Origin of the sequence: Pseudomonas cremoricolorata DSM 17059 = NBRC 16634, from assembly GCF_000425745.1 — a bacterium.
GTDB classification, from domain to species: Bacteria; Pseudomonadota; Gammaproteobacteria; order Pseudomonadales; family Pseudomonadaceae; genus Aquipseudomonas; species Aquipseudomonas cremoricolorata.
Window position 1 is genome coordinate 71,911 of the sequence record NZ_AUEA01000010.1, and the last position, 24,027, is coordinate 95,937.

Annotated in this window: 27 protein-coding genes; 14 read left to right on the forward strand and 13 right to left on the reverse strand. The window is 65.4% G+C overall.

Annotated elements, in window-relative coordinates; translation table 11 throughout:
• Window positions 1-66: 66 nt before the first annotated feature.
• Complete coding sequence (locus H618_RS0112895; protein ID WP_028695446.1) at window positions 67-1,509, reverse strand: alanine/glycine:cation symporter family protein; 1,443 nt, start codon at window positions 1,507-1,509, stop codon at window positions 67-69.
• A 174-nt stretch (window positions 1,510-1,683) separates the two neighbouring features.
• Here H618_RS0112895 and H618_RS0112900 point away from each other — a divergent pair, with 174 nt between their 5' ends.
• The 3 genes from H618_RS0112900 (at window position 1,684) to H618_RS0112910 (ending at window position 4,408) form a co-directional block, all read left to right on the forward strand.
• A complete protein-coding gene (locus tag H618_RS0112900; RefSeq protein ID WP_028695447.1) occupies window positions 1,684-2,502 on the forward strand; it encodes a Cro/Cl family transcriptional regulator in 819 nt (272 codons plus the stop codon).
• 96 nt (window positions 2,503-2,598) lie between these two features.
• Complete coding sequence (locus H618_RS0112905; RefSeq protein ID WP_028695448.1) at window positions 2,599-3,483, forward strand: sugar nucleotide-binding protein; 885 nt, start codon at window positions 2,599-2,601, stop codon at window positions 3,481-3,483.
• Entirely contained in the window at window positions 3,476-4,408 is a 933-nt protein-coding gene (locus tag H618_RS0112910; RefSeq protein WP_028695449.1) for an NAD-dependent epimerase/dehydratase family protein, read from the forward strand. Before H618_RS0112905 ends, H618_RS0112910 begins: the two co-directional genes overlap by 8 nt.
• A 74-nt stretch (window positions 4,409-4,482) precedes the next feature.
• On the opposite strand, the gene H618_RS0112915 is transcribed toward H618_RS0112910, so the two are convergent.
• From H618_RS0112915 to H618_RS0112935, 5 genes are all read right to left on the reverse strand, one after another.
• Window positions 4,483-5,166 carry an OmpW/AlkL family protein gene (locus H618_RS0112915; RefSeq protein WP_028695450.1) on the reverse strand — a complete coding sequence of 228 codons (684 nt, stop codon included), beginning with the start codon at window positions 5,164-5,166 and terminating at the stop codon, window positions 4,483-4,485.
• 107 nt (window positions 5,167-5,273) lie between these two features.
• Entirely contained in the window at window positions 5,274-5,765 is a 492-nt protein-coding gene (locus H618_RS0112920; protein WP_425414199.1) for a DUF3299 domain-containing protein, read from the reverse strand.
• Between the two features lie 77 nt (window positions 5,766-5,842).
• Window positions 5,843-7,108: an ABC transporter permease gene (locus H618_RS0112925; protein ID WP_028695452.1), complete on the reverse strand. Its 1,266-nt coding sequence runs from the start codon at window positions 7,106-7,108 to the stop codon at window positions 5,843-5,845.
• Window positions 7,108-7,818: an ABC transporter ATP-binding protein gene (locus H618_RS0112930; protein WP_028695453.1), complete on the reverse strand. Its 711-nt coding sequence runs from the start codon at window positions 7,816-7,818 to the stop codon at window positions 7,108-7,110. Before H618_RS0112930 ends, H618_RS0112925 begins: the two co-directional genes overlap by 1 nt.
• The gene (locus tag H618_RS0112935) at window positions 7,819-8,403 is read right to left on the reverse strand and encodes a DUF2796 domain-containing protein (protein WP_028695454.1); all 585 of its coding nucleotides are present in this window, start codon (window positions 8,401-8,403) and stop codon (window positions 7,819-7,821) included.
• A gap of 136 nt (window positions 8,404-8,539) precedes the next feature.
• Here H618_RS0112935 and H618_RS0112940 point away from each other — a divergent pair, with 136 nt between their 5' ends.
• Window positions 8,540-8,899 (forward strand): hypothetical protein, encoded by a 360-nt coding sequence (locus H618_RS0112940; protein ID WP_028695455.1) that lies wholly within the window; start codon window positions 8,540-8,542, stop codon window positions 8,897-8,899.
• A 1-nt stretch (window position 8,900) separates the two neighbouring features.
• Here H618_RS0112940 and trxA read toward each other — a convergent pair whose 3' ends face one another.
• From trxA to H618_RS0112955, 3 genes are read right to left on the reverse strand one after another with little or no spacing between them, the layout of a single operon-like run.
• A complete protein-coding gene (gene trxA / locus H618_RS0112945; protein ID WP_033727670.1) occupies window positions 8,901-9,776 on the reverse strand; it encodes a thioredoxin in 876 nt (291 codons plus the stop codon).
• Window positions 9,777-9,805: 29 nt separating this feature from the next.
• On the reverse strand, window positions 9,806-10,465 hold the full coding sequence (locus H618_RS0112950; protein WP_028695457.1) for a class I SAM-dependent methyltransferase: 660 nt from the start codon (window positions 10,463-10,465) through the stop codon (window positions 9,806-9,808).
• Between the two features lies 1 nt (window position 10,466).
• Window positions 10,467-10,922: a YbaY family lipoprotein gene (locus H618_RS0112955; protein WP_028695458.1), complete on the reverse strand. Its 456-nt coding sequence runs from the start codon at window positions 10,920-10,922 to the stop codon at window positions 10,467-10,469.
• A 105-nt stretch (window positions 10,923-11,027) separates the two neighbouring features.
• Here H618_RS0112955 and nrdR point away from each other — a divergent pair, with 105 nt between their 5' ends.
• The 10 genes from nrdR to H618_RS0113005 all read left to right on the forward strand — a co-directional run bounded on the left by nrdR (window position 11,028) and on the right by H618_RS0113005 (window position 18,893).
• Window positions 11,028-11,492, forward strand: a complete 465-nt coding sequence (nrdR, locus tag H618_RS0112960) for a transcriptional regulator NrdR (RefSeq protein ID WP_033727684.1) — start codon at window positions 11,028-11,030, stop codon at window positions 11,490-11,492.
• 2 nt (window positions 11,493-11,494) lie between these two features.
• Window positions 11,495-12,625 carry a bifunctional diaminohydroxyphosphoribosylaminopyrimidine deaminase/5-amino-6-(5-phosphoribosylamino)uracil reductase RibD gene (gene ribD / locus H618_RS0112965; protein WP_028695460.1) on the forward strand — a complete coding sequence of 377 codons (1,131 nt, stop codon included), beginning with the start codon at window positions 11,495-11,497 and terminating at the stop codon, window positions 12,623-12,625.
• 43 nt (window positions 12,626-12,668) lie between these two features.
• Window positions 12,669-13,334, forward strand: coding sequence for a riboflavin synthase (locus tag H618_RS0112970; RefSeq protein ID WP_028695461.1), 666 nt, complete (start codon window positions 12,669-12,671; stop codon window positions 13,332-13,334).
• 23 nt (window positions 13,335-13,357) lie between these two features.
• Window positions 13,358-14,449 carry a bifunctional 3,4-dihydroxy-2-butanone-4-phosphate synthase/GTP cyclohydrolase II gene (gene ribBA / locus H618_RS0112975; protein WP_028695462.1) on the forward strand — a complete coding sequence of 364 codons (1,092 nt, stop codon included), beginning with the start codon at window positions 13,358-13,360 and terminating at the stop codon, window positions 14,447-14,449.
• 90 nt (window positions 14,450-14,539) lie between these two features.
• The gene (gene ribH / locus H618_RS0112980) at window positions 14,540-15,016 is read left to right on the forward strand and encodes a 6,7-dimethyl-8-ribityllumazine synthase (protein WP_028695463.1); all 477 of its coding nucleotides are present in this window, start codon (window positions 14,540-14,542) and stop codon (window positions 15,014-15,016) included.
• Entirely contained in the window at window positions 15,013-15,513 is a 501-nt protein-coding gene (nusB, locus tag H618_RS0112985; RefSeq protein ID WP_028695464.1) for a transcription antitermination factor NusB, read from the forward strand. Before ribH ends, nusB begins: the two co-directional genes overlap by 4 nt.
• Before the next feature lie 18 nt (window positions 15,514-15,531).
• Window positions 15,532-16,497: a thiamine-phosphate kinase gene (gene thiL / locus H618_RS0112990; protein ID WP_028695465.1), complete on the forward strand. Its 966-nt coding sequence runs from the start codon at window positions 15,532-15,534 to the stop codon at window positions 16,495-16,497.
• Window positions 16,498-16,618: 121 nt separating this feature from the next.
• Window positions 16,619-17,353 (forward strand): substrate-binding periplasmic protein, encoded by a 735-nt coding sequence (locus H618_RS0112995; protein ID WP_028695466.1) that lies wholly within the window; start codon window positions 16,619-16,621, stop codon window positions 17,351-17,353.
• 74 nt (window positions 17,354-17,427) lie between these two features.
• Window positions 17,428-18,045 carry a GTP cyclohydrolase II gene (gene ribA, locus H618_RS0113000; RefSeq protein WP_028695467.1) on the forward strand — a complete coding sequence of 206 codons (618 nt, stop codon included), beginning with the start codon at window positions 17,428-17,430 and terminating at the stop codon, window positions 18,043-18,045.
• Between the two features lie 11 nt (window positions 18,046-18,056).
• Window positions 18,057-18,893 (forward strand): cobalamin-binding protein, encoded by an 837-nt coding sequence (locus tag H618_RS0113005; RefSeq protein ID WP_033727685.1) that lies wholly within the window; start codon window positions 18,057-18,059, stop codon window positions 18,891-18,893.
• Here H618_RS0113005 and H618_RS0113010 read toward each other — a convergent pair.
• The 4 genes from H618_RS0113010 to H618_RS0113025 all read right to left on the reverse strand — a co-directional run bounded on the left by H618_RS0113010 (window position 18,871) and on the right by H618_RS0113025 (window position 23,995).
• Window positions 18,871-20,745: a TonB-dependent receptor plug domain-containing protein gene (locus tag H618_RS0113010; RefSeq protein ID WP_028695469.1), complete on the reverse strand. Its 1,875-nt coding sequence runs from the start codon at window positions 20,743-20,745 to the stop codon at window positions 18,871-18,873. The two genes, H618_RS0113005 and H618_RS0113010, sit on opposite strands and share 23 nt — an antisense overlap.
• Window positions 20,746-20,790: 45 nt before the next feature.
• Entirely contained in the window at window positions 20,791-22,701 is a 1,911-nt protein-coding gene (dxs, locus tag H618_RS0113015) for a 1-deoxy-D-xylulose-5-phosphate synthase (protein WP_028695470.1), read from the reverse strand.
• Window positions 22,702-22,868: 167 nt separating this feature from the next.
• Window positions 22,869-23,756 (reverse strand): polyprenyl synthetase family protein, encoded by an 888-nt coding sequence (locus tag H618_RS0113020; RefSeq protein WP_028695471.1) that lies wholly within the window; start codon window positions 23,754-23,756, stop codon window positions 22,869-22,871.
• On the reverse strand, window positions 23,753-23,995 hold the full coding sequence (locus tag H618_RS0113025) for an exodeoxyribonuclease VII small subunit (protein WP_028695472.1): 243 nt from the start codon (window positions 23,993-23,995) through the stop codon (window positions 23,753-23,755). The genes H618_RS0113020 and H618_RS0113025 overlap by 4 nt, the downstream gene beginning before the upstream one ends.
• Window positions 23,996-24,027 lie beyond the last annotated feature (32 nt).

Below are 24,027 nucleotides of genomic sequence, written 5' to 3' on the forward strand. Positions count from 1 at the left end.
CATTCCGTAGCGATGGGCGAAGGAGGGCAGCCGCCCGCGAACGGGGCGGCTGACGAGGGGAGGGTATCAGCGTTGCGTCTGAGGGTGGACGACGCTGTGGTCGGCAGCGGTTTCGTGCTGCGGATTGGCCGGCCAGGCGGCGCGATCCAGGTCGAGGTCGGCGAACTTGCTGGAGTCGAACACCGGCTGCTTGATGCCGGCACGGCGCTGGGCGTCGTAGTCGCGCATTACCCGCAGGCCGACCTTGAACAGCAGGGTCAGGGCGATCAGGTTGACGAAGGCCAGGCAGGTCATGGTGATGTCGGCGAAGGCGAACACGGTCGACAGGTCTTGCATCGAGCCCCACACCACCAGTGCCAGCACCAGTGCGCGGAAGCCCATCAGCACCGCGCGGTTGCGGGTCAGGAACTGCAGGCTGTTTTCGCCCAGGTAGTAGTTGTAGAGGATGCAGGTGAAGACGAACAGCGACAGCGCCACGCTGACGAAGATACGGCCCCAGTCACCCACCACAGCGGCCAGCGAGTTCTGCGTCAGCACGATGCCATCGCCTTCGAAGCCAGGGGTGTAGAAGCCCGACAGCAGGATCAGCAGCGCGGTGCAGGTGCAGATCACGAAGGTATCGAGGAACACGCTGAAAGCCTGCACCACGCCTTGCGCACCCGGGTGCTTGACGGCTGCCACCGCTGCGACGTTGGGCGCACTGCCAAGGCCGGCTTCGTTGGCGAACACACCGCGCTTCACGCCCATGACGATGGCGCTGCCGAGCAGGCCGCCGAATGCCGGGTCAAGGCCGAAGGCGCTCTTGAAGATGGTTTCCAGCATCGCCGGCACGTGTTCGATCTGGGTGCCGATGACGTACAGGGTCACGCCGATGTAGGCCAGGGTCTTGACCGGTACCAGCAGGTCGGACACCGCAGCGATACGCTTGATGCCACCGATGAAGGTGATCGCCAGCAGTACTGCGAGTACCAGGCCGGTGTGGCTCGGCGAGAAGTTGAAGGCGTTCTGCAGCGAGTGGGTCACGGTGTACGACTGCAGGCCGATGAAGGCGAAGCCATAGGTGACCAGCAGCAGGATCGAGAAGACGATGGCCATGCTGCGGCGCTTGAGGCCGTGCAGGATGTAGTACGCCGGACCGCCGCGATACAGGCCGTCGCCGTCGGCGCGCTTGTACACCTGGGCCAGGGTACATTCGAAGAAGCTGCTGGACATGCCCACCAGCGCGGTGACCCACATCCAGAACACCGCACCTGGACCGCCCAGGGTCACGGCGATACCGACACCTGCGATGTTACCGGCGCCGACCCGGCCAGCGAGGCTGAGCATGAGCGCCTGGAACGAGCTGAGCTGGCCTGCCTGGCCGCGAAGGGATTCCTTGAATACCCCGAACATGTGGCCGAAGTGGCGAAACTGCACGAACCGCGAGCGGATCGTGAAGTAGCCGCCGAGACCGACGATGAGCACGATGAGGAGTTTCCCCGAGAGGAAATCGTTGAGTGCGTCGAGCATGGAAAGAACCTCGATTCTTATTTTTCGCGTTGGATGACCCGCGCGGCAGGGCGCGGCGCAATTCGATGGGGCGCATGGTTGGCTATGACACGAAGGGTTACAATTTCGCGGCTTGGTCTCACTTGATGCGACTTGATGCTAGAATTGCGCCCTTAGCATCAGTTGGACGGACACATGAGCGAGCACTTCGCCCTCAATCTCAAGCTGGCCTGCAGCCACTACCGCTCTATCTCCGAGGTTTGCCGGCAGTTGGCGATCAATCGCGCGCAATTCAACAAATACCTCAGCGGGCAAAGCCGTCCGACGAACTACAACCTCAAACGCATCGGCGATTTCTTCGGCGTCGAGGACTACGAACTGGGCCTGCCGCCCGAGCAGTTCGCGCGGCTGATCGGCGCGCGACACACCTCGACGCTGGCCCAGCAGCAGGGCGACCCCATCGCCGAGCTATTCCAGCCATTGCATGAACACGGTGGCAACCTGTCGCGCTACTGCGGTTATTACTTCGAGTATTCCAACTGCATATCGGTGCCGGGAATGGTGCTGCTGTCGCTGGTGCATCTGCGCGAGGAATCCGGGCGTTTCCTGTTCGAACGCCAGGAGCGTCAGGAACGCACCAGCAGCACCGACGTGCAGGCCGAAGACTGGGTGCGCTGCCGTTATCTGGGCGCGGCCTTTCAATTGCAGGATCGACTGTTCCTGATCGACTACGAATCGCTGACGCTCAACGAAATGAGCCAGACCATCCTGATTCCCAGCTTCAAGAGCCGCATTACTCGACTCAACGGTCTGAAGACCGGCGTATCGAGTGGCGACCGGCGCAACCCGGCCTGTACCCGGGTGGTGTGGGAGTTCCTGGGCGCAGACATCAATCGGATCAACGCCTATCGCCAGGTCAGGTTGTACCGGCCTGACGACCCGCGCATCGATGATGATGTGCGTGAACGCCTCAGCGTCGGGCCGATCAGCCACGGCTTGTTCGAAATCGAATAGCCGCGTGGGCCGCGCCGTTGCCGGGGTTGCGCTGGCAGGAAGGGAAACCCCACAATGTTCGCTTTCCTTATCAACCTGTTCGGATCTGCTGACTCTATGCGTATGCGCCTGATGCTGTTGGGTGGTGGCAATGCCCTCGGGCAAGCGCTGATTCGTCTCGGGGCCGAGGAAAACATCGGATTTCTCGCACCGCGGCCACCCGAAGACGGCTGGGATGCCGCAAGCCTGACCCAGTTGCTCGACGACAACCGTCCCGATGCACTGATCAACCTCGCCTATTACTTCGACTGGTTCCAGGCCGAGTCGGTCAGCGACCAGCGCCTGGCACAACAAGAGCGTGCGGTGGAGCGGCTGGCCGAGTTGTGTCAGCACCACCAGATCACCCTGGTGCAACCGTCCAGCTATCGCGTGTTCGATGGCTCACGGGCCACCGCCTACAGCGAAAAGGACGAGCCGGTACCGCTCGGCCAGCGCGGTCAGGCCTTGTGGCGGATCGAACAGAGCGTGCGCGCGGCCTGCCCGCAGCACATTCTGCTGCGTTTCGGCTGGGTGCTGGACGAGAGCATCGACGGCTTGCTGGGACGCTTCCTGACCCGCGCCGAGCTGCCCCAGGAACTGTTGCTGGCCGATGACCGACGGGGCAACCCAACACCGGTCGATGATGCCGCGCGGGTGATCATCTCTGTGCTCAAACAGCTCGATTGCGCCGCACCGCTGTGGGGTACCTATCATTACGCCGGCAACGAGGCGACCACTCCGGTGGTGCTCGGCCAGGCGATTCTCGCCGAGGCTGCGCAGCGCCGCACCCTGGCCATTCAGGTACCCGGCGCGCAAGCGCACGCTGCCAGCCTCGATGCCAGCGAAGAACCGCAGAACGCGGTGCTGGCGTGCAAGAAGATTCTGCATACCTTCGGCATCAAGCCGCGTGCCTGGCGCGCTGGACTGCCCCCTTTACTAGAGCGCTTCTACCGAAATGTCTGATGCACCCGTTCTCATCACCGGCGGCGCCGGCTTCATCGGCTCGCACCTGTGCGACGCGCTGCTGGCGAGCGGTCAGCGAGTGCGGGTACTGGACGATCTGTCCACCGGCAAGCGCAGCAACCTGCAGATCGATCACCCGCACCTCGAGCTGATTCAGGGCGATGTCGCCGACAGCGCGCTGGTGTTGCGTGCTGTGCAAGGTTGTCGCGCCGTGGTGCACCTGGCCGCGGTGGCGTCGGTGCAGGCGTCGGTGGAAGACCCGGTCAAGACCCACCAGAGCAATTTCATCGGCACCCTGAACGTCTGCGAAGCCATGCGCGTGCACGGCGTAGGCCGTGTACTGTTCGCCTCCAGTGCGGCGGTGTATGGCAACAACGGTGAAGGCCAGGCCATCGCTGAAGACACGCCCAAGGCGCCGTTGACGCCCTATGCGGTGGATAAACTCGCCAGCGAGCAGTACCTGGATTTCTACCGCCGCCAGCATGGTTTGCAGCCGGTGGTGTTTCGTTTCTTCAATATCTTCGGCCCGCGCCAGGACCCATCTTCGCCGTACTCCGGGGTCATCAGCATTTTCTGCCAACGGGCGCTGCAGCAATTGCCGATCACGGTATTCGGCGATGGTGAGCAGACCCGCGATTTCCTCTACATTACCGACCTGGTGCAGATCATGCTCCAGGCCCTGGCCCAGCCTGAGGTCGAAGAGGGCGCGGTGAACATCGGCCTGAACCAGGCCACTTCGCTGAATCAGCTGCTGACCGCGCTGGGTCAGGCGCTGGGCAATCTGCCTGCGATCAGCCATGGCTCGGCGCGCTCCGGCGACATTCGTCACTCACGGGCTGACAACAGCCGCCTCCTGGCGCGCTTCACCCTGGCCGAGCCGACCGCCCTGGTCGATGGCCTGCGCGAGCTGCTCGAGCAGGCCTGATCGTTTCAGACCCCTATGAAAACGCCCCACCTCCGCTGTCGCGGGGGTGGGGCGTTGCTCTGACTGGGGTCAGATCAGAACTTGTAGCCGATACCGACCATGTACACCCATGGGTCGACTTCGACGTTGACCTTGGTCTTGCCAACGCCCAGGGCGCTCGGGCCGTCGATGGTGGCCTTGGTGTTGATGTCGACGTACCAGACCGCGGCGTTGACCAGCAGGTTGTCGGTGAGCATGTAGTCCATGCCCAGCTGGCCGGCCAGGCCTACCGAGTCTTGCAGCTTCATGTTGCTGAAGCCTTGCTGCTTGCGCGAGCTGCTCAGTTCTTCATCGAAGAACAGTGTGTAGTTGACGCCGATACCCGCGTAGGGCTGGAACTTCGAGGAGGCGTCCATCGGGTAGTACTGCAGCGACAGGGTCGGTGGCAGTTGCTTGATGTCGGCCAGCTTGCCGTCAAGGCCTGCGCCCAGGCCCTTGACCCCGACGGTGTGCTTGAACGGGGTGGCGGCCAGCAGTTCGATACCGACGTGCTCGGTGAGCATGTAGGCGAAGGCCAGGCCCAGTTGGGTGTCGCTGTTGAGGGTGGCTTTAGTGCCCGAAACCCGCGCGCCGTCGAGCTTGATTTCGCCGCTGTCTTCGTTGGGCGCGGTGGTGATGGCGCCGGAACGCAGGATGAAATCGCCAGCCTGATAAGCGTGGGCAGCCGGCGCTGCCAGGGCCAGGGCGATCAGCGAGGCACCGAGCAAGGACTTGTTCATGGAAGCTCCGAAAGGACGTTATGAAGTGAATGGCGCAATGGTACGGAGCGGCCTTTGCGCAAGATTTGACACAGCTCAACAAAGCGTCGGGGTCAGGGAACTCTTGCTCACTTCAATTCGTAGGCGTAGATCTTCTCGGCTTCCATCTGATAGCCCGACTCGGCCAGCTCGCTGCTCGAATGCGCGACCTTGAGCGTGCCCTCGATCCAGTACGGCTGATAGAGGTCTTCCACGCGCACGCCCATCTCGCTGACTATGTGCACGATCTGGTTGGCCGGGGGCGGTGGCACATGGATGCAGGCGCCGTAGTACGGCACCAGCAGAAACTCGGTGGTGCGGCCTTCCTCGCTGACTTCCAGCGGCACGATATAACCGGGCAGCTTGATCATCTGGCCGTCCAGCGCCTGCACCACCGGGGCGTTGGGCGCCGGTTGCAGCGCCGCTGGCGCCGACTCGGCCGACAGCGCATCGCTCAGTTGCGAGAGGTCGTGCAGCGGGGCCATCTGCGGCTCGATGATCGGCGCGCCCTCGGGGATCAGCGCCGGCCAATCGAGCTCCCGCGGCTCGCCCGCCCAGGCGGGTGCGATCAGCGCAAGCATCAGCAGCAGAATCAGTGTCAGCGCGCCCGGTCCCAGGCGTTTTGCCGGTGGCATGCGGCGGTTCATCGCGGGCGGCCTCACAGGTGGATCGACAGGCCGTCGGCCAGTGATTGGCGGTAGGCGCGCCAGGCCGGCACGCTGCCCATCAGCAAGGCGGCGACGAAAATCAGCCCCAGCAGGCTCCACTCGTGGGCGCTGGGCCAAGCCAGCGGCAGGTACAGGCCGTAGTTGGCCTGCACATAGCCTTGGGCCAGCGCGATGCCGGCGTACAGCAGGGCCAGGCCGGCGATGATACCGGCTGCGGCCAGGGCAGCGGCTTCCAGCACCAGCAAGCCGCCGATGTGCCAGGGCCGGGCGCCGACCGAGCGCAGAATCGCCATCTCCCGACGCCGCTCGTTGAGGCTGGTGAGAATCGCCGTGAGCATGCCGATCAGGCCGGTCAGCACGACGAACAGCGACACCACGAACAGCGCCTGCTCGGCGGTGCTCATCAGGCTCCACAGCTCTTGCAAGGCCACTCCGGGCAGAATCGCCAGCAGCGGTTCGTTGCGGAACTCGTTGATTTCGCGCTGCACGCTGAAGGTGGCGATCTTGTTGTTCAGCCCGAGCATGAAGGCGGTGATGGCCGCCGGCTGCAAGTCCATGCCGCGCGCCTGCTCGGCGCTGATGCGCCCGGCACCGCGGGCGGGCACGCCGTTGTGCCAGTCGATGTGGATGGCCTCCATGCCGGCCAGGCTGATGTGCAAGGTGCGGTCAACCGGTGTGCCGGTGCGCTTGAGCACGCCAACCACGGTGAACGGCTTGTCGTCGTGCTTGACCAGGCTCACCGCAGCGATGCCGTGGGCCAGCACCAGGTGATCGCCCAGTGTGTAGTGCAGCGCTTCGGCGACCTCCGCGCCGAGCACCACCTCGAATGGATCGTCGGCGAAGGCGCGGCCCTGCGCCAGTTGCAGGTTCTGCCGGTGGCCATACTGGTAATGGTCGAAATATGCCGTGCTGGTGCCCATGACCCGGTAGCCGCGGTGTGAGTCGCCCAGGGAAATCGGAATCGCCCACTTCACCCGTGGGTCGTTGGCGTAGTGCTGGAAGCTGTCCCAGCGAATGTTGTTGGTGGCGTTGCCGATGCGAAACACTGAATACAGCAGCAGATTCACCGACCCCGAGCGGGCGCCGACGATCAGGTCGGTGCCGCTGATGGTGCTGGCGAAGCTGGCGCGGGCTTCGGTACGCACGCGCTCCACCGCCAGCAGCAGGCACACCGAGAGAGCGATGGCGAAAGCCGTGAGCAGCGCCGTGAAACGCCGGTTGGCCAGGCTGGCCAGGGCAATACGAAGCAGGTGCATCAGGCCTCCTGGGGCTTGCTGGCGCGGTTGAGATCGAGCAGCGACAGGTGGCGGTCGAACAACGGCGCCAGGCTTTGATCGTGACTGACGAACAGCAGGCTGGCGCCGGCTTCACGGCATTCGGCGAACAGTAGACGGATGAAGCTTTCGCGCGTGTCGGCATCGAGCGCCGAGGTGGGCTCGTCGGCGATCACCAGTTCCGGTTGGCCGATCAGCGCCCTGGCGGCGGCCACGCGCTGTTGCTGGCCAATCGACAAGCTGTCGGCACGCCGCGCCAGCAGCGTTTCATCGGCCAGACCCAAATGCGCCAGCAATGTCGCTGCGGCGCGCTCGACACTGCCAAAACGCTGGCTGGCGCGCTGCGCACGGCTGCGGGAAAAGCGGCAGGGCAGTTCGACGTTTTCGCGCACCGACAGAAATGGCAGCAGGTTGAACTGCTGGAAGATGTAGCCGGTGTGATCGACCCGGAAGCGGTCGCGGGCGCCCTGGCCGAGGGCGGCCAGGTCTTGCCCCAGCAGACGGATGCTGCCCTGCTGCGCCCGATTGACCCCGCCGAGCAGGCCCAGCAGGGTGGTCTTGCCACTGCCGCTGGGGCCTTTGAGGAACAGCGCTTCGCCGCGCTCGAGGTGAAAGCGCGGAATGTCGAGCAAGGCCGGTTGCCCGGGCCAGGCGAAGGTCAGGTCATTCAGGTCGATCAGCGGCTGGCTCATTTAGAACGCGACCACGGCCTTGCCTGGTATGGTTTCCAGGCCTTTCTGACCGTTCGGGCCGATTGCCTGCACGTTGATTTTCTGGGTGGCGGGGAAGGCTTTGAACAGCGGCGCCAGGTCGACCTGAGTGAGCTTGCCTGGGTTGGCGCAGGTCAGTTGGTAGTGCGCGTGCACGTCGGCGTGTTCGTGACCGTGTTCATGCGCATCGCCATCGTCGTCGTCAGCCTCGGGCGCATCGCCGAACAGTGGGCTTTCCAGCTCCTGGGAGTCTTCCTTGCAGCCTGCGGCGGCAGGCAGCGCGAACAGCTTCAGCGGTTGTTCGAGCTGCTGGCGTGCGGCGGCGACCTTGGCCTTGTCGGCATCGCTGCTGGCAGCGTGTTCGAAGCCCACCAGGTTCATGGCCGGGCTGACCAGTTGCAGCTCCAGGGTGCTGTCGTCGAGCACGGCGTTAAGGCTTGCGACGCCGTGCTCGTGGGCCGCGAGGGTGCCGTGGGCATGGTCATGATCATGGTCGTGATCGTCGTGGGCCTGGGCAACGGCCAGTGGCAGCAAAGCGAAGGGCAGGGCGAGCAGCAGACGACGCATGGACGACTCCGGAAGCGGGTGCGGGAAGATTTTGTGATGTTATAACAAAGGTCGTCGGCGCTGCCAGAGTGCTTGGCGCAAGTTTCATGTCATGGGAGCATGCGCGGCATCGTCGGATCATGCAGAAGGTGACATCGTGAGAATACGTGGACAGATCGGCGACTGGCCGGTGGACCTGACCGTCGAACTGGAGCCTGACGAGTGGGCGCAGTTGCGCGGCCAGATCGCACCGGCCGAGCCTGAGCCCGAAGCGCACACGCCACGTCCAGCCACTGCGCGCAGCGATGACCGCACCTGGGAAGCCGCCAAGGCGGTGTTGCAGGAAGCGGGCGAACTCAACGGGCCTCAACTGCTCGAGCGACTGGAAGTCTTGGCGGGTAGCGAGACTGCCGGCAAGCGCCTGCTGGTGCGCTTGCGTCATGCCGCTGAGGTCAAGGTCGAGAGTGCGGGCGATGCCCCGCTGTACCGTTGGCTGGGTAGCGCGGGGCAGAGTTGACTCAGTAGATGGCGGCGAACAACTTGCGGCGGTACTGAGTGACCAGTGGGTGATCGCCGCCGAGCAGTTCGAAGACCTGCAACAATGACTTATGCGGCAGACCATCGGCATAGCTGCGGTTGCGTTGGAACAGTTTCAGCAGGCCATCGAGCGCGGCATCGTACTGCTGACGCGCCAGTTGCTGGATGCACAACTGGTAGGCCGCTTCGTCATCGCTCGGGTTCTGCGCCAGGCGGGTTTTCAGCTCGGCGACGTCAGGCAGGCTGGCGGCCTGGCGCAGGAAGGTCAGCTGGGCCTTGGCACCGGCCAGCGCGGCCTTGTGTTCGTCACCGGTCACCGCACCCAGCACTGTTTCGGCTTCGCCCAGTTCGCCACGCTCGGCCAGGCAGCGGGCATACAGAATCAGGCCCAAGGCATTGCTGTTGTCTTCGCTGAGCAGTTGCTTGAGGGTCGCCTCGGCTTCGGTGAAGCGGCTTTCGGCGAACAGCGCCTGGGCCTGCTCCAGAGGCGATGCCTCTTGTGCCGGCGGCAACTGAACGTGAGGTTCGAGCATCGCGCGGATGGCCGATTCAGGCTGAGCACCGGCGAAACCGTCGACCGGCTGACCGTCCTTGAACAGCACCACGGTGGGCAGGCTGCGGATACCGAACTGGCCGACGATCTGCTGCTCGACATCACAGTTCACCTTGGCCAGCAGCAACTCGCCGCGATATTCCTCGGCAATCTTCGCCAGCATCGGCATCAGGGCCTTGCAGGGCGCGCACCATTCGGCCCAGAAATCCACCAGCACCGGTTTGTGGAAGGAGTTCTCGATCACCGACTGCTGGAAGTCGGCATCGGTGGCATCGAAGATGTACGGGGTGTCGGTAGCGCTCATCGTGATTCTCGCAAGGCAAGGTGACGCCACTATAAAGGCTGGCGCGCCGCATGGTACAGGCTGACACGGCGGAATTCGTGGGGTTCGGCGAGGTCCGGCAAGGTCAGGGCGTGCAGCGTGCCGAGCGGGCGGTAGAGCGGATGGCTGAAATCGCGCACTCGGGAATCTGCCAACAACGTTTCGCTGCCGCGGCTGAGGAACTGGTCGAGCAATGGCAGGTTGGCGGGGTCGTACAGCACATCGGCAACCAGGATCAGGTCGAAGCGGTCCGCCTCGCTGAAAAAGTCGGCGCTGTAGCCCAGGGTCACCGCGTTCAGCTCGGCGTTGGCCCGGCACGCCTGCAAGGCCAGCGGGTCGAGGTCGCACACCACCACCTCCCTGGCCCCGGCGCGCGCGGCGGCGATCCCGGCAACCCCTGAGCCGGCGCCGAAGTCGAGCACACGCTTGCCCTGCACCCACTGCGGCTGTGCGGCCAGATACCGGGCCATGGCCAGGCCACTGGCCCAGCAGAAGCTCCAGTACGGTGGTTCGGCCAGGATGCGCTGGGTTTCTTCGCTGCTGAAGGCGCGCTGCATGTTCTGCTCGTCGAGCAGCCACAGCTGCAGGTCGGTGCCGGGCAGGGCACTGACGGCCAGGCGCGCTTCGCCGATCAGCGCGCTCAAGGCGTGCTGCAGATGCGCCAGCGGCACCTCAGGGCGCCTTGTCGAAGCGAACGGGGGCGAGGGTTTGGGTCTGAGCCTGAGCGATACGCTGCGAATCCATGTGCAGAATCAACTGTCCCGACTGGCTGGCGCGGCCGCGCAGTTCGACGCGGGCATTGGCCGGGAAGGCGTCGGGGTTGAAGCGCAGGTGATACGCCAGCGGCTGGCCGGTGCCGGTGAGGTTGCTGCTGGCCAGCAGGCGCTGCGGACGGCCTTTGTCATCCACCACCAGCAGCGCCAGTTCCACGTCTGCCCCCGGTGGAATGTTTTCCAGCGAACCGTTGAGTTCGCGCTGCCAGGCGGGCAGCGGGCCGGGTTCATCGACTTTCTTCACCGCCACCTTCTCGGGCGGCGCTGCCACGGCAGGTGGGGTCTTGGGGCGATCGCTGCCGCAGGCAGCCAGCAGGGCGGCGCAGCACAGCACGATGAGCGCACGAGGGTGCATGGGGTAATCCTTCACGGGCAGATTTCGCTGATGGTAAACCCTTTGGCTTGTCTTGCCAGTGGGATGCGCTACCATGAGGCCCCCTTTTTTCTGTTGCCTGCCACCATGCACTGTCCCTTTTGCGGTGCCAACGACACCAAGGTCATCGACTCCCGCCTCGTCGCCGAGGGCGAGCAGGTGCGCCGTCGCCGTGAATGCGTGGCCTGCGGCGAGCGCTTCACCACCTTTGAAACCGCCGAGCTGGTGCTGCCCAGGCTGATCAAGCAGGACGGCACCCGGCAACCCTTCGACGAAGACAAACTGCGCGCCGGCGTGCAGCGGGCGCTGGAAAAACGCCCGGTGAGCATCGAACGGGTGGAAGCAGCGCTGGCGCACATCAAGCACAAGCTGCGCGCCACCGGCGAGCGTGAGGTCAAGTCGCTGGTGGTCGGCGAGCTGGTGATGAGCGAGCTGCGCAAGCTCGATGAAGTCGCCTACATTCGCTTCGCCTCGGTGTACCGACGCTTCCAGGATCTGGAAGAATTCCGTGAAGAGATCGACCGCCTGGCCCGCGAGCCTGCCAAAGAGTGAACATGTCCAGCCTGACCGCTCAGCTCGATGCCCAGTACATGGCCAGGGCGCTGCAACTGGCGCGCAAGGGCCTCTACAGCACCCACCCCAATCCCCGCGTCGGTTGCGTCATCGTGCGTGATGGCGAAGTGGTCGGCGAAGGATGGCATGTGCGCGCCGGCGAACCCCATGCCGAGGTGCATGCGCTGCGCCAGGCCGGCGAGCGTGCGCGCGGTGCCTGTGCCTACGTCACCCTCGAGCCGTGCAGCCACCATGGGCGTACCCCGCCCTGTGCCGATGCGCTGATCAACGCCGGCGTGGCGCGGGTGGTCGCTGCCATGCAAGATCCCAACCCCAGCGTCGCCGGGCAAGGTCTGGCGCGTCTGGCAGAGGCTGGCATCGCTGTCGCCAGTGGCGTGCTCGAGGCCGAGGCGCGGGCGCTCAACCCCGGCTTTCTCAAGCGCATGGAGCACGGCCTGCCGTACCTGCGGGCAAAACTTGCCATGAGCCTGGACGGCCGCACCGCCATGGCCAGCGGCGAAAGCCAGTGGATCACCGGCCCCGCTGCGCGGGCCGCCGTGCAGCGCCTGCGTGCACGCTCCAGCGTGGTGTTGAGCAGCGCCCAGAGCGTGCTTGCCGACAACGCGCGCATGACCGTACGCAGCGCCGAGCTGGGGGTCGATACCGAACTCGCCACGCTGGCCGAGTCGCGCCCGCCACTGCGGGTGCTGATCGATGGCCGCCTGCGCCTGCCGCTGAGCGCGCCGTTCTTCCAAGCCGGCCCCGCCCTGGTGATCACCGCAGCCGCCGACGACCCACGCTACAGCGCCGCTGGGCATGAACTGCTGCGTTTGCCCGGCAGCGCTGGCCGCGTCGACCTGACCGCCGTGTTGCCTGCCCTGGCAGCGCGTGGCGTGAACGAGATTTTGCTGGAAGCAGGCGCCGGCCTGGTCGGTGCCTTTGCCCAACTGGGGCTGATCGACGAGTACCGTCTGTTCGTCGCCGGCACCTTCCTGGGGTCCAGCGCCAGGCCGCTGCTCGACTGGCCGCTGGCCCACATGAGCGAAGCGCCACGGCTGAAAATCACCGGCATGCGCGCCGTTGGCGACGACTGGCAGGTCACTGCCGTGCCGCTGCGGCCCTGCGCCGTATAATGCCCGGCTCGCCGCGCGCAGCCCTGTTCCCGAGGAAGACACCATGTTCACCGGCATCATCGAATCCATCGGCAGCATCCGCAGCCTGACCCCCAAAGGCGGCGACGTGCGCGTCTACGTGCACACCGGCAAGCTCGACCTGGGCGACGTCAAGCTCGGCGACAGCATCGCGGTCAATGGCGTGTGCCTGACCGCCGTCGAACTGCCCGGCGACGGTTTCTGGGCCGACGTCAGCCGCGAGACCCTCGACTGCACCGCCTTCGTCGACCTCAAGACCGGCAGCCGGGTCAACCTGGAAAAAGCCCTGACGCCCACCACCCGCTTGGGCGGTCACCTGGTCAGCGGCCACGTCGACGGTGTCGGCGAAATCATCTCGCGCAGCGATAACGCCCGCGCCATCCAGTTCCGCGTGCGTGCACCCAAGGAGCTGGCCAAGTACATCGCCCACAAGGGTTCGATCACCGTTGACGGCACCAGCCTGACGGTCAATGAAGTCGATGGCGCCGAGTTCGAGCTGACCATCGTCCCGCACACGCTGTCCGAAACCATCATGGCCGACTACCGCGCTGGGCGTCGGGTCAACCTTGAGGTCGACCTGCTGGCCCGTTACCTGGAGCGTCTGCTGCTGGGCGACAAGGCTGCCGAACCGAGCAAGGGCAGTGGCATCACCGAAAGCTTCCTGGCCGCCAACGGCTTCTTGAAATCCTGAATGAATTGAGAAGGGGGTGCCGCGTGGCGCTCAACAGCATCGAAGAACTGGTCGAAGACATCCGTCAAGGCAAGATGGTCATCCTCATGGATGACGAAGACCGCGAGAACGAAGGCGACATCATCATGGCAGCCGAATGCTGCCAGGCCGAGCACATCAACTTCATGGCCAAGCATGCCCGCGGTCTGATCTGCATGCCGATGACCCGCGAGCGCTGCGAAACCCTCAAGCTGCCATTGATGGCGCCGCGCAATGGTTCGGGCTTCGGCACCAAGTTCACCGTGTCCATCGAAGCGGCCGAAGGCGTCACCACCGGCATCTCTGCCGCTGACCGCGCGCGCACCGTGCAGGCGGCGTCGGCCAAGGATGCCCAGGCCGAAGACATCGTCAGCCCCGGCCACATCTTCCCGCTGATGGCCCAGCCCGGCGGCACCCTGGCTCGCGCCGGCCACACCGAGGCGGCCTGCGACCTGGCGCGCATGGCCGGCTTCGAGCCGAGCGGGGTGATCTGCGAGGTGATGAACGACGACGGCACCATGTCGCGCCGCGCCGAGCTGGAAGTGTTCGCCGCCGAGCACGGCCTGAAGATCGGCACCATCGCCGATCTGATCCACTACCGCATGATCCACGAACGGACCGTTCAGCGGGTTTCCGAGCAGCCGGTGGAAAGCGAGCTGGGCGAGTTCAACCTGGTCACCTACCGTGATTCGGTGGAAGGCGACGTGCACATGGCGCTGACCCTGGGCGACATCAATGGCGAACAGCCGACCCTGGTGCGGGTGCACAACATGGACCCGCTGCGCGACCTGCTGCTGGTCAAGCAACCGGGCCGCTGGAGCCTGCGCGCGGCCATGGCTGCCGTCGCCGAGGCCGGCAGTGGCGTGGTGTTGCTGCTGGGCCATCCGCTGGAGGGTGACGTGCTGCTCTCGCACATCCGCGAAAGCGCCGGCGAAGCCCCGGTCAAGACCCCGACCACCTACAGCACCGTCGGTGCTGGTTCGCAGATTCTGCGTGACCTCGGCGTGCGCAAGATGCGCCTGATGAGTTCGCCGATGAAGTTCAACGCGATATCCGGATTCGATCTGGAAGTTGTAGAATACGTGCCCTCCGAGTGACGCCAGGCGCGGCCTACGCCCTGAAGCTCGAGTCGAAACCCTGTCGAGGCCGCCTAGCGCGGCCTCGCTACTGAATATGAGAACTCTGGAATGACCCTGAAGACCATCGAAGGTACCTTCATCGCCCCCAAAGGTCGCTATGCCTTGGTGGTTGGCCGCTTCAACAGCTTCGTCGTCGAAAGCCTGGTCAGCGGCGCGGTCGACGCGCTGGTGCGTCACGGCGTCAGCGAAAGCGAAATCACCCTGATCCGTGCCCCAGGCGCGTTCGAAATCCCGCTGGTGGCGCAGAAGGTCGCACAGCAGGGCGAATACGACGCCATCATCGCCCTGGGTGCGGTGATCCGCGGCGGTACCCCGCACTTCGAATACGTGGCCGGTGAATGCACCAAGGGCCTGGCCCAGGTTTCCATGGAGTTCGGCGTGCCGGTGGCCTTCGGTGTCCTGACCGTCGATTCCATCGAACAGGCCATCGAGCGTTCCGGCACCAAGGCCGGCAACAAAGGCGCCGAAGCTGCTCTGTCGGCCCTGGAAATGGTGAGTCTGCTGGCGCAGCTGGAGGCCAAGTGATTAGCGACGAAAGCGATCGTTTCAACCCGCGCGATCCAAAACCTGCGGATGCCGGCAAGCCGTCGAAAAGCGCCAAGCGCCGCGAAGCCCGCAAGCTCGCGACCCAGGCGCTTTATCAGTGGCACATGGCCAAGCACTCGCTGAACGAGATCGAAGCGCAGTTCCGGGTCGATAACGATTTCTCCGATGTCGATGGCGCCTACTTCCGCGAAATCCTGCATGGCGTCCCCGCCAGCAAGGTGGAAATCGATACCGCCCTGACGCCCTGCCTCGACCTCGCCCTGGACGAGCTCGACCCGGTGGAGCTGGCGGTTCTGCGCCTGTCCACCTGGGAGTTCCTCAAGCGTGTCGATGTGCCGTACCGCGTGGTGATCAACGAAGGCGTCGAACTGGCCAAGGTGTTCGGTGCGACCGACGGACACAAGTTCGTCAACGGCGTACTCGACAAGCTGGCGCCGACGCTGCGTGAAGTCGAAGTCAAGGCGAACAAGCGCTGAGCACGGCGCTGACGCTCAATGGGTGAGTTCGAGCTGATCAACCACTACTTCGCTGCGGCGCCCTGTGCGCAAGGTGGCGAGGGCGTGGCGCTGGGGATCGGCGACGACTGCGCCCTGCTGCAGGTGCCTCCTGGCGAGCACCTGGCGGTGTCCACCGACACCCTGGTGGCAGGGGTGCATTTTCCCCACGATGCCGACCCCTACCTGCTCGGCCAGCGCGCGCTGGCCGTTGCTGCCAGTGATCTTGCCGCCATGGGCGCCACGCCCCTGGCCTTCACCCTCGCCCTGACCCTTGCCGATGTCGGCGCTGCCTGGCTCAAGGCCTTTGCCGAGGGCCTGCAGTGCATGGCCGGGCAATGCCGGCTGAGCCTGGTCGGAGGGGATACCACCCGTGGCCCGCTGAGCCTGACCCTAACCGTGTTCGGTCGTGTGCCGCATGGCCAGGCGCTGCGCCGCAGCGGCGCGCAGCCGGGCGACCTGCTGTGCGTGGGCGGCAACCTGGGCGATGCGGCCGGTGCGTTGCCGCTGGTGCTCGGCAGCCAAACGGCGGCCCAGCACATCAGCGCGCCGCTGCTGGCGCATTACTGGTCACCGCCGCCGCAGTTGGCCCTGGGCCAGGCACTGCGCGGGCGGGCCAGTGCGGCGCTGGACATTTCTGACGGTCTCCTGGCCGACTGTGGGCATATCGCCAAGGCCTCGGCAGTGGCGTTGCAGATCGAGCGCAAGCGGGTGCCGCTGTCGCCGGCATTGCAGGCGCTGCTGGGCGAGCAGGGCGCGTTGCAGGCGGCGCTCAGTGGCGGTGATGACTACGTGCTGGCGTTTACCCTGCCGCCTGGCGAGCTGGCCGGCCTGGCTCATGCGGTGCCAGGGATTCATGTGATTGGCCGGGTGCTGGCGGGTCACGGGGTCAGCGTAGTCGACGATCAAGGGCGTGACGTCACGCCGGTGCTACGCGGTTATCAGCATTTCCACGGGGCACCCTGAAGGCTGTTGCGCGTGCCGTGGCGAGAGGCGCGGCACGCTTGACGATTCGCCGCTTGCAGTCTTCGCTTGGCTGCATGCGCAGGCACAGGTGCAGACGCTGTCGTACTAGAAGGGGTCGAGGATGAAAGCGGTTCTGCTGGCGCTGCTGATGATGCTCTGCGCAGGTGCTGCGTGTGCTGCGCCGCCCGCGCAGATCATTCTGGTCAGCGAAGACTGGGATCAGTACACCGAAGCCGATGGCAGTGGCCTGGCCTGGGACGTGCTGCGCAAGGTGTTCGAGCCGGCTGGGGTCAAGGTGGTGGCGCAAACCGCGCCGTACAGCCGTGCCATCGGCCTGGTCAGGCGCGCCGAGGCCGATGCCTGGGTCGGCTCGTACAAGGCTGAGAATGCCGACAACCTGTATCCGCGCTGGCACTTCGATGTCGATCACATCTATGCCTTGGGCCTGGTCGACGGGCCTGTGCCGAGCGCCGAGAACATCGGCAGCTATCGCCTGGCCTGGGTGCGCGGCTACGACTACGCGCGCTATCTGCCAAACGTCAGCAATGGCCGCGAGGTGCAGCGCCGCGAAGGCATTTTGCCGATGCTCGAGCATCACCGCGTCGACTTCTACATCGACGCCCTGACCGAGGTCGACTACGTGCTGGGCCACGCCGCCGAGCCGCGGCGTTTTCGCCGCACGCACGTCGCCGAACTGCCGCTGTACCTGGCGTTCGCCAATACCGCCGAGGCCCGGCCACTGCTGGAGCTGTTCGATCGGCGCATGGCTGAACTGGTGCGCAGCGGAGAGCTCAAGCCAATCTTCCAGCGCTGGCAGCAGCCGTACCCGTTCACCGCCAACAGCCAGCCGCAGTAGCCTGCGCACAGTTGCCGGGTCTGCTGATACAATCGCCGCACGTGAACCCCCTAGTTACCCATCAGGAGCACAACGTGCCCGTCGTCTTTGTCGCCGCCTCAAAATTACCGACGCCCTTTGCAACCTTCACTATGCATGGCTTTCTCGACGAAGCCACTGGCCGCGAGCACGTCGTGCTCAGCCTGGGTGACATTGCCGATGGTCAGCCGGTGCTGGGGCGCCTGCATTCGGAGTGCCTGACGGGCGACGCGTTGTTCAGCCAGCGCTGCGATTGTGGCTCACAGCTGGAGGCGGCGTTGCAGGCCATCGCCCGCGAGGGCCGAGGTGTGTTGCTGTACCTGCGTCAGGAAGGCCGTGGCATCGGCCTGCTGAACAAGATTCGCGCCTACGAGCTGCAGGATGGCGGTGCCGATACCGTCGAGGCCAACGAGCGCCTGGGCTTTGCCGCCGACCAGCGCGACTACGCCATGTGCCTGCCGATGCTCGAACACCTGGGTGTCAGTTCGCTGCGGCTGATGACCAACAACCCGCGCAAGGTCAACGCCCTCACCAGCATGAACATCGCCGTGGCCGAGCGTGTGCCGCTGCACACCGGGCAGAACCCGCACAACCTGCACTACCTGGCCACCAAGGCCGGCAAGCTCGGCCACATGATGGGCAACGAGCATCAGGGCGAAGTGCCACAGGGGTGAATCTCCCGGCCATGACAGGCCGCGCCCGCCACTGCGTTGCGCGGTCGTTGCTCGGGCTGTCATTGCTCTGCGCGTTCAGCGTCCACGCCGCGCCGTCGCGGGTGGTCAGCCTGGCCCCGGCACTCACCGAAATGATGATCGAACTGAGTGCCCAGGAACTGCTGGTGGGTGTGGTCGACGCCGAGGGCGTTGCAGCGCCGCTGCCGCAGTTGCCCTCGGTCGGCACCTACGGCTCGCTGAACATGGAGCGACTGGTCAGCCTCAAGCCTGATCTGGTGCTGCTGTGGGAGGGCGGGGTGTCGCCCGCCGAGCTCAAGCAATTGCACAACCTGGGCATTGCCAGCCTGGCCATCGTGCCGCGTGACCTCGACCAACTGATCGACAAGATCGAAGCGCTGGCCGTGCGGGTCGGCCGTGCCGAGCAAGGCAGGCAGCACGCCGCCGCACTACGCACGCGCTTGCAGGCGCTGCGTGCGCAGTACCGTCGCGCCGAGCCGCTGAAGGTGTTCTATCAGGTCTGGGACAACCCGCTGTACACCCTCGGTGGCCAACAGATCATCAGCGATGCCCTGCGCGTGTGCGGCGCGCGCAATGTGTTCGAAGATCTCGACCAGCCCGCGCCGATGGTCAGTGTCGAGTCGGTGATCGAGCGTGATCCGCAGGTCATCCTGGGCAACGATCAGGCCCAGCTCAACGCCTGGAAGGCCCGCAAGCAGGTCGATGCGGTTGCCCATGCCCGCTTGTTGGTGGTGCCGGACAACGGCATCGAGCGGCCCAGCGGGCAGATGATCGAGGCGACGGCCAAGCTCTGCGCCCTGATCGAAACTACAGCGCCGGCGTCCAGGTAACGCTCATCAGCCAGGTGCGGCCCTCTTCGCGATAGCCGTAGTGGGCGCCATCGAAGCTGTACAAGGCCCGGCTGTACGACTTGTCCAACAGATTGTCGAGGCTCAGGCGCAGCTTCAGCGCAGGGCTCGCAGCCCATTCCCCGCGCAGTCCAAGCAAGCCATAACCCGCCAGGCGCCGCCGGTTGGCTTCATCATCGAAGCTGGTGCTGACCGCCTGCCAGCTGGCGCCGACACTGAAGGCATCGAACTGTCGGTCGAGGTCCAGGCTCAGGGTGCGGCGGGCACGACGGGCCAGGGTATGCCCGCTGTCGCGGTCGCGCGGGTCGATCAGCGCCAGGCCGAGCTGGCTCTGCCAGGCGCCCCAGCGCTGGTCGAGGCTCAGTTCGAAACCGTTGATGCGCGCGGCAGCGACGTTCTCGGGTTGCCGTTCGGCGAAGACGATGGCATCACGCAGCTCGGTACGGTACAGCGAGGCTTCCAGGCGACTGCTACTGCTCAACTGACTGCGCCATTGCAGCTCGACGCTCTTCGAGCGTTCCGGTTGCAGTCCCGGATTGCTCAAGCCGGGGTAGTACAGGTCATTGAAGGTCGGCGCGCGGAAGCCTTCACTGTAGGAAACCAGCAGGTCGTTGGCCAGGTTCAGCGGCACGCCCAGGCTGGCGCTCCAGCTGGTCTGCCCGCCGTATTGCTGGTTCTGGTCGCGGCGCACGCCCAATTCGGTGTTGAAGTGCTCGCCTTCGAAGCGGTGCTGAATGAACGCAGCGCGGTTCCAGCGGCTGTTGCGGTCCAGGCGTTCACTGGCGTGGACGCGGTCCTGATAACCGTCGGCACCCACTGACAGGCTGTGCTGCTCGCTCAGGGTGAGGGTGTTCTGCCAGGTGAGCTGGTCACGGTAGGTGTTGAACGCCGAACGCTCGCTGCTGAGCTTGTCGCGGCCTTCGCTGCGGTTCTCGCTATGGCCCAGCTCAAGGCGGCTGTGCCAGCGTTCGCTCAATTGCGCATCGAGGTAGCTGCCCAGGCTGCTGACCGTGAAGTCGGTGTACGGTTTCTGCGCCAGGCTGTCGAAGGTGACCGGGTCGAAGCGTCCGTAGGGGTTGTCGTACTCGCTGCGGCCCTGGCTGTCGAGCAGGTTCAGCCCAGCCTCGAAACGTTCGTTGAAGGCGTGGCTCAGGCTCAGGTTCAGCGAGCGATTGCGGTACGCCTCGTGGTCAGCGTCGCTTGCGAACGATGGGCCGGTGGCGTCGATGCCCGCGCTTTCATCGAGGCTGGCGCCGAGGTTGAAGCGGGTGGCGTCGTCACCGCCGGAGAGCCCCAGGCTGCGCTGCCAGGTGTGTTGGCTGCCAGCGGCCAGGTGCAGGCGCGGTTGCAGGCCGGGGCCGCTGCTGCGGCGGGTGAAGATCTGGATCACGCCGCCGATGGCGTCGCTGCCGTACACCGCCGAGCGCGAACCGCGCAGTACTTCGACCCGTTCGACTTGGTCGATGTCGAGAAACTGCAGGCCGCTGTCACCGGAGGTTGCATTGGCGATGCGTACGCCGTCGACCAGCACCAGCGCCTGGGCGGTCTTGGTGCCGCGCAGGAAGATGCCCGTGACGCTGCTGCGGCCACCAGTCGGCGCCACCTGCACGCCTGGCACCCGGCGCAGCAGGTCGGTGACCCCGGGTGGTTGCAGGCGGTCGATGTCGGCGCGGGTGAACACCGTGCTGGCGGCGCTGCTGGTGCTGCGCGACTCGACCTGGCGGTTGGCGCTGATCACGACATCGGCCAGCTTCAGCGCCTCGTCACGATCAGGTTCTACGGCAAACAAGGTGCCGGGCAGGCAGAGCAGGGTGGCGAGGGCAGGTCGTTTCATAGGGGACCGTGTAGGAGCGGCCGGCCGGCCGCTCCCATAGCGTTATTACAGGCCTAGCCTGGCCATACGGGCTTCAATCGACGCCTTGATCCCCGCGGCATCCAGACCGCACTCAGTCAGCATCTGCGCAGGTTTGGCGTGCTCGACGTAAACATCAGGCAGGCCCAACTGCAACAGCGGCTTGAGCACCGCCTCGCGTGTCAGGAATTCGCCGACCGCCGAGCCGGCACCGCCCATGATGGCGTTTTCCTCGATGGTTACCAGCAACTCATGAGAGGCGGCCAGCTCCAGCACCAGGGCTTCATCCAGCGGTTTGACGAAACGCATGTCGACCACCGTGGCGTCGAGCGCCTCGGCGACCGTGAGCGCTTCAGCCAGTTGCACGCCGAACACCAGCAGGGCGACCTTGCTGCCCTGGCGGCGAATCACGCCCTTGCCGATTTCCAGGGGCTGCAGTTCTGCGCTGATCGGCGCGTTCGGCCCAGTGCCGCGTGGATAACGCACCGCCGCCGGACCGTCGTACAGGTGGCCGGTGGTGAGCATCGCGCGCAGTTCGTTCTCGTCGCTTGGGGTCATCACCAGCATGCCGGGGATGCAGCGCAGGTACGACAGATCGAAGCTGCCGGCGTGGGTCGGGCCGTCTTCGCCCACCAGCCCGGCGCGGTCGATGGCGAACAGCACATCGAGATTCTGCACCGCGACGTCGTGAATCAACTGGTCGTAGGCGCGCTGGAGGAAGGTCGAATAGATCGCCACCACCGGCTTGGCGCCTTCACAGGCCATGCCAGCGGCGAAGGTGACCGCGTGCTGCTCGGCGATCGCCACGTCGAAGTAGCGCTCGGGGTACTGCTCGCTGAAGGCCACCAGGTCGGAGCCTTCCTTCATCGCCGGGGTGATGCCGACAAGACGCGGGTCAGCCGCGGCCATGTCGCACAGCCACTGGCCGAACACGCCGGAATACTTCGGCCCGCTGACCGCTTTCGGCGCGGCTGGCTTCGGCACCGCCGGCTTGTCCAGCGGTTCGAGCTTGGTGATGGCGTGGTAGACGATCGGGTCGACTTCGGCCGGGGCGAAGCCCTTGCCCTTCTTGGTCACCACATGCAGGAACTGCGGGCCCTTGAGGTCGCGCATGTTGCGCAGCGTGGCGATCAGCGTCGGCAGGTCGTGGCCGTCGATGGGGCCGATGTAGTTCCAGCCCAGCTCTTCGAACAGCGTGCCCGGCACCAGCATGCCCTTGGCGTACTCTTCGGTGCGGCGGGCGATTTCCCAGGCGCCAGGCAGGCGCGACAGCACCTTCTTGCTGCCCTCGCGCATGCTCGCGTAGGTGCGGCTGGAGAGAATCTTGGCGAGGTAGTTGGACAGGCCGCCGACATTGCGCGAAATCGACATGTCGTTGTCGTTGAGGATCACCAGCATGTCGGCGTCGACTTCCTGGGCGTGATTCAACGCTTCGAAGGCCATGCCGGCGGTCAGCGCGCCGTCGCCGATCACGGCGATGGACTTGCGCGGGTCGTCCTGCAGGCGGGCAGCGATGGCCATGCCCAGTGCGGCACTGATCGAGGTGCTGGAATGGCCGACGCCGAACGTGTCGTAAGCGCTTTCCGCACGGCGCGGGAAGGCGGCGATGCCGTCCTTCTGGCGCAGGCTGAGCATGCGCTCGCGGCGACCGGTGAGGATCTTGTGCGGATAGGCCTGGTGGCCGACGTCCCACACCAGCCGATCATCGGGGGTGTTGAAGACGTAGTGCAGGGCGATGGTCAGTTCGATGACGCCCAGGCCCGCACCGAAGTGCCCGCCGGTCTGGCCCACGGTATAGAGCAGTTCCTGGCGCAACTCGTCGGCCAGGGTCTCCAGGTCGGCTTCGGCCAGGCGGCGCAAGCCGGCAGGCGTGTCGGCGCGGTCGAGCAACGGCGTGACCGGGCGTTCGCGGGGAATCTCTTGAAACGTCGTGGGCATCAGGCGAGTCGTTATAGGTTTGAAGACGCGGCAGTTTACCCCATTGAGGGAAAACCTGCCCCCTGCACTGGGCGCCGCTCAGTGGAGCGTACCGGCCAATATCCACCGCGGTTCAGCGCTGAGCGAGCGCCGCTCGGCACTGCACCTGGGTGATGTTCGGCAACCCTTCAGTGGCGGCGTTCGACGATATAGCGGGCCAAGGCTCGCAGTGGCTCGGCGCATTCACCGAACCCTTGCACTGCGACCAGCGCCTGGTCACGCAGTTCGATCGCATAGGCCTTGGCCGCAGCCAGGCCGAGCAATGCCGGATAGGTTGGTTTGTCACGGGCGATGTCGGCGCCCTGGCGCTTGCCCAAGGTCGCGGTATCGCTTTCCACATCGAGGATGTCGTCCTGCACCTGGAATGCCAGGCCCACCGCCCGGGCGTACACCTGCAATGCCTGCAAGCGCTGCTCGTCAGCCTGTCCGCTGGCCAGGGCGCCGAGGCGCACGCTGGCTTCGATCAGCGCGCCGGTCTTGTGCCGGTGCATGAACTCCAGAGCGTGTTGATCGAGCTTGAGGCCCACCGAACCGAGGTCGATGGCCTGCCCGCCGACCATGCCGGCAGGGCCCGCTGCGGCCGACAATGCCTGCACCATGCGCAGGCGGATACTGTCGCTCTGCGGGCTCAGGCGCGGGTCGAGCAACGCGCCGAACGCCAGGCTTTGCAGGCCGTCGCCAGCGAGAATCGCGCAGGCTTCGTCGAAAGCCTTGTGGGTGGTGGGCTGGCCGCGGCGCAGATCGTCGTCGTCCATGGCCGGCAGATCATCATGCACCAGCGAATAGGCGTGGATCAGCTCGACCGCACAGGCCGCGCCGTTGGCCAGTTCAGCCGGCGCGTCCAGGGCTTCGCAGGCGGCGTAGGCGAGCAGCGGGCGAACCCGTTTGCCACCATTCATGACGCTGTAGCGCATCGCTGCGTAGAGGCGTTCCAGCTCAGGCGCCGGGGCCTGGAACAGCGGTTCGAGGGCCGCGTCGACGCGCGCCTGGCTGCTGGCCTGGTAGGCGCCGATCATGCTTCGGGCTCCGGGTCGAACGGCTGCTCCCTGAGCTGGCCGTCACGCTCCAGCAGAATCTGTACCTTTTGCTCGGCCTGGGCGAGGGCGCCCTGGCAGTCGCGGGTCAGGCTGATGCCTTGTTCGAAGGCGGCCAGCGAGTCTTCCAGCGACAGCTCCCCATTCTCCAAGCGCTCGACCACAGATTGAAGCTCCGCGAGGGATTGTTCGAAATCGATAGGGGTTTTCTTGCGGGCCATGGCGCTGGTCTCGGTGGCGTATATAACGCGGC

What these genes read in the sequence shown, in the direction of transcription:
- H618_RS0112905 (WP_028695448.1), top strand. Translation starts at nt 2,599, where the DNA reads ATGCGTATGCGCCTGATGCTGTTGGGTGGTGGCAATGCCCTCGGGCAA.
- H618_RS0113025 (WP_028695472.1), bottom strand. Translation starts at nt 23,995, where the DNA reads ATGGCCCGCAAGAAAACCCCTATCGATTTCGAACAATCCCTCGCGGAG.
- H618_RS0112970 (WP_028695461.1), top strand. Translation starts at nt 12,669, where the DNA reads ATGTTCACCGGCATCATCGAATCCATCGGCAGCATCCGCAGCCTGACC.
- H618_RS0112930 (WP_028695453.1), bottom strand. Translation starts at nt 7,818, where the DNA reads ATGAGCCAGCCGCTGATCGACCTGAATGACCTGACCTTCGCCTGGCCC.
- nrdR (WP_033727684.1), top strand. Translation starts at nt 11,028, where the DNA reads ATGCACTGTCCCTTTTGCGGTGCCAACGACACCAAGGTCATCGACTCC.
- H618_RS0112900 (WP_028695447.1), top strand. Translation starts at nt 1,684, where the DNA reads ATGAGCGAGCACTTCGCCCTCAATCTCAAGCTGGCCTGCAGCCACTAC.
- H618_RS0113010 (WP_028695469.1), bottom strand. Translation starts at nt 20,745, where the DNA reads ATGAAACGACCTGCCCTCGCCACCCTGCTCTGCCTGCCCGGCACCTTG.
- thiL (WP_028695465.1), top strand. Translation starts at nt 15,532, where the DNA reads ATGGGTGAGTTCGAGCTGATCAACCACTACTTCGCTGCGGCGCCCTGT.
- H618_RS0112925 (WP_028695452.1), bottom strand. Translation starts at nt 7,108, where the DNA reads ATGCACCTGCTTCGTATTGCCCTGGCCAGCCTGGCCAACCGGCGTTTC.
- H618_RS0112955 (WP_028695458.1), bottom strand. Translation starts at nt 10,922, where the DNA reads ATGCACCCTCGTGCGCTCATCGTGCTGTGCTGCGCCGCCCTGCTGGCT.
- H618_RS0112995 (WP_028695466.1), top strand. Translation starts at nt 16,619, where the DNA reads ATGAAAGCGGTTCTGCTGGCGCTGCTGATGATGCTCTGCGCAGGTGCT.
- ribH (WP_028695463.1), top strand. Translation starts at nt 14,540, where the DNA reads ATGACCCTGAAGACCATCGAAGGTACCTTCATCGCCCCCAAAGGTCGC.
- H618_RS0112895 (WP_028695446.1), bottom strand. Translation starts at nt 1,509, where the DNA reads ATGCTCGACGCACTCAACGATTTCCTCTCGGGGAAACTCCTCATCGTG.
- H618_RS0113020 (WP_028695471.1), bottom strand. Translation starts at nt 23,756, where the DNA reads ATGATCGGCGCCTACCAGGCCAGCAGCCAGGCGCGCGTCGACGCGGCC.
- ribD (WP_028695460.1), top strand. Translation starts at nt 11,495, where the DNA reads ATGTCCAGCCTGACCGCTCAGCTCGATGCCCAGTACATGGCCAGGGCG.
- H618_RS0113005 (WP_033727685.1), top strand. Translation starts at nt 18,057, where the DNA reads ATGACAGGCCGCGCCCGCCACTGCGTTGCGCGGTCGTTGCTCGGGCTG.
- H618_RS0112915 (WP_028695450.1), bottom strand. Translation starts at nt 5,166, where the DNA reads ATGAACAAGTCCTTGCTCGGTGCCTCGCTGATCGCCCTGGCCCTGGCA.
- H618_RS0112920 (WP_425414199.1), bottom strand. Translation starts at nt 5,765, where the DNA reads ATGCTTGCGCTGATCGCACCCGCCTGGGCGGGCGAGCCGCGGGAGCTC.
- H618_RS0112910 (WP_028695449.1), top strand. Translation starts at nt 3,476, where the DNA reads ATGTCTGATGCACCCGTTCTCATCACCGGCGGCGCCGGCTTCATCGGC.
- H618_RS0112935 (WP_028695454.1), bottom strand. Translation starts at nt 8,403, where the DNA reads ATGCGTCGTCTGCTGCTCGCCCTGCCCTTCGCTTTGCTGCCACTGGCC.
- dxs (WP_028695470.1), bottom strand. Translation starts at nt 22,701, where the DNA reads ATGCCCACGACGTTTCAAGAGATTCCCCGCGAACGCCCGGTCACGCCG.
- trxA (WP_033727670.1), bottom strand. Translation starts at nt 9,776, where the DNA reads ATGAGCGCTACCGACACCCCGTACATCTTCGATGCCACCGATGCCGAC.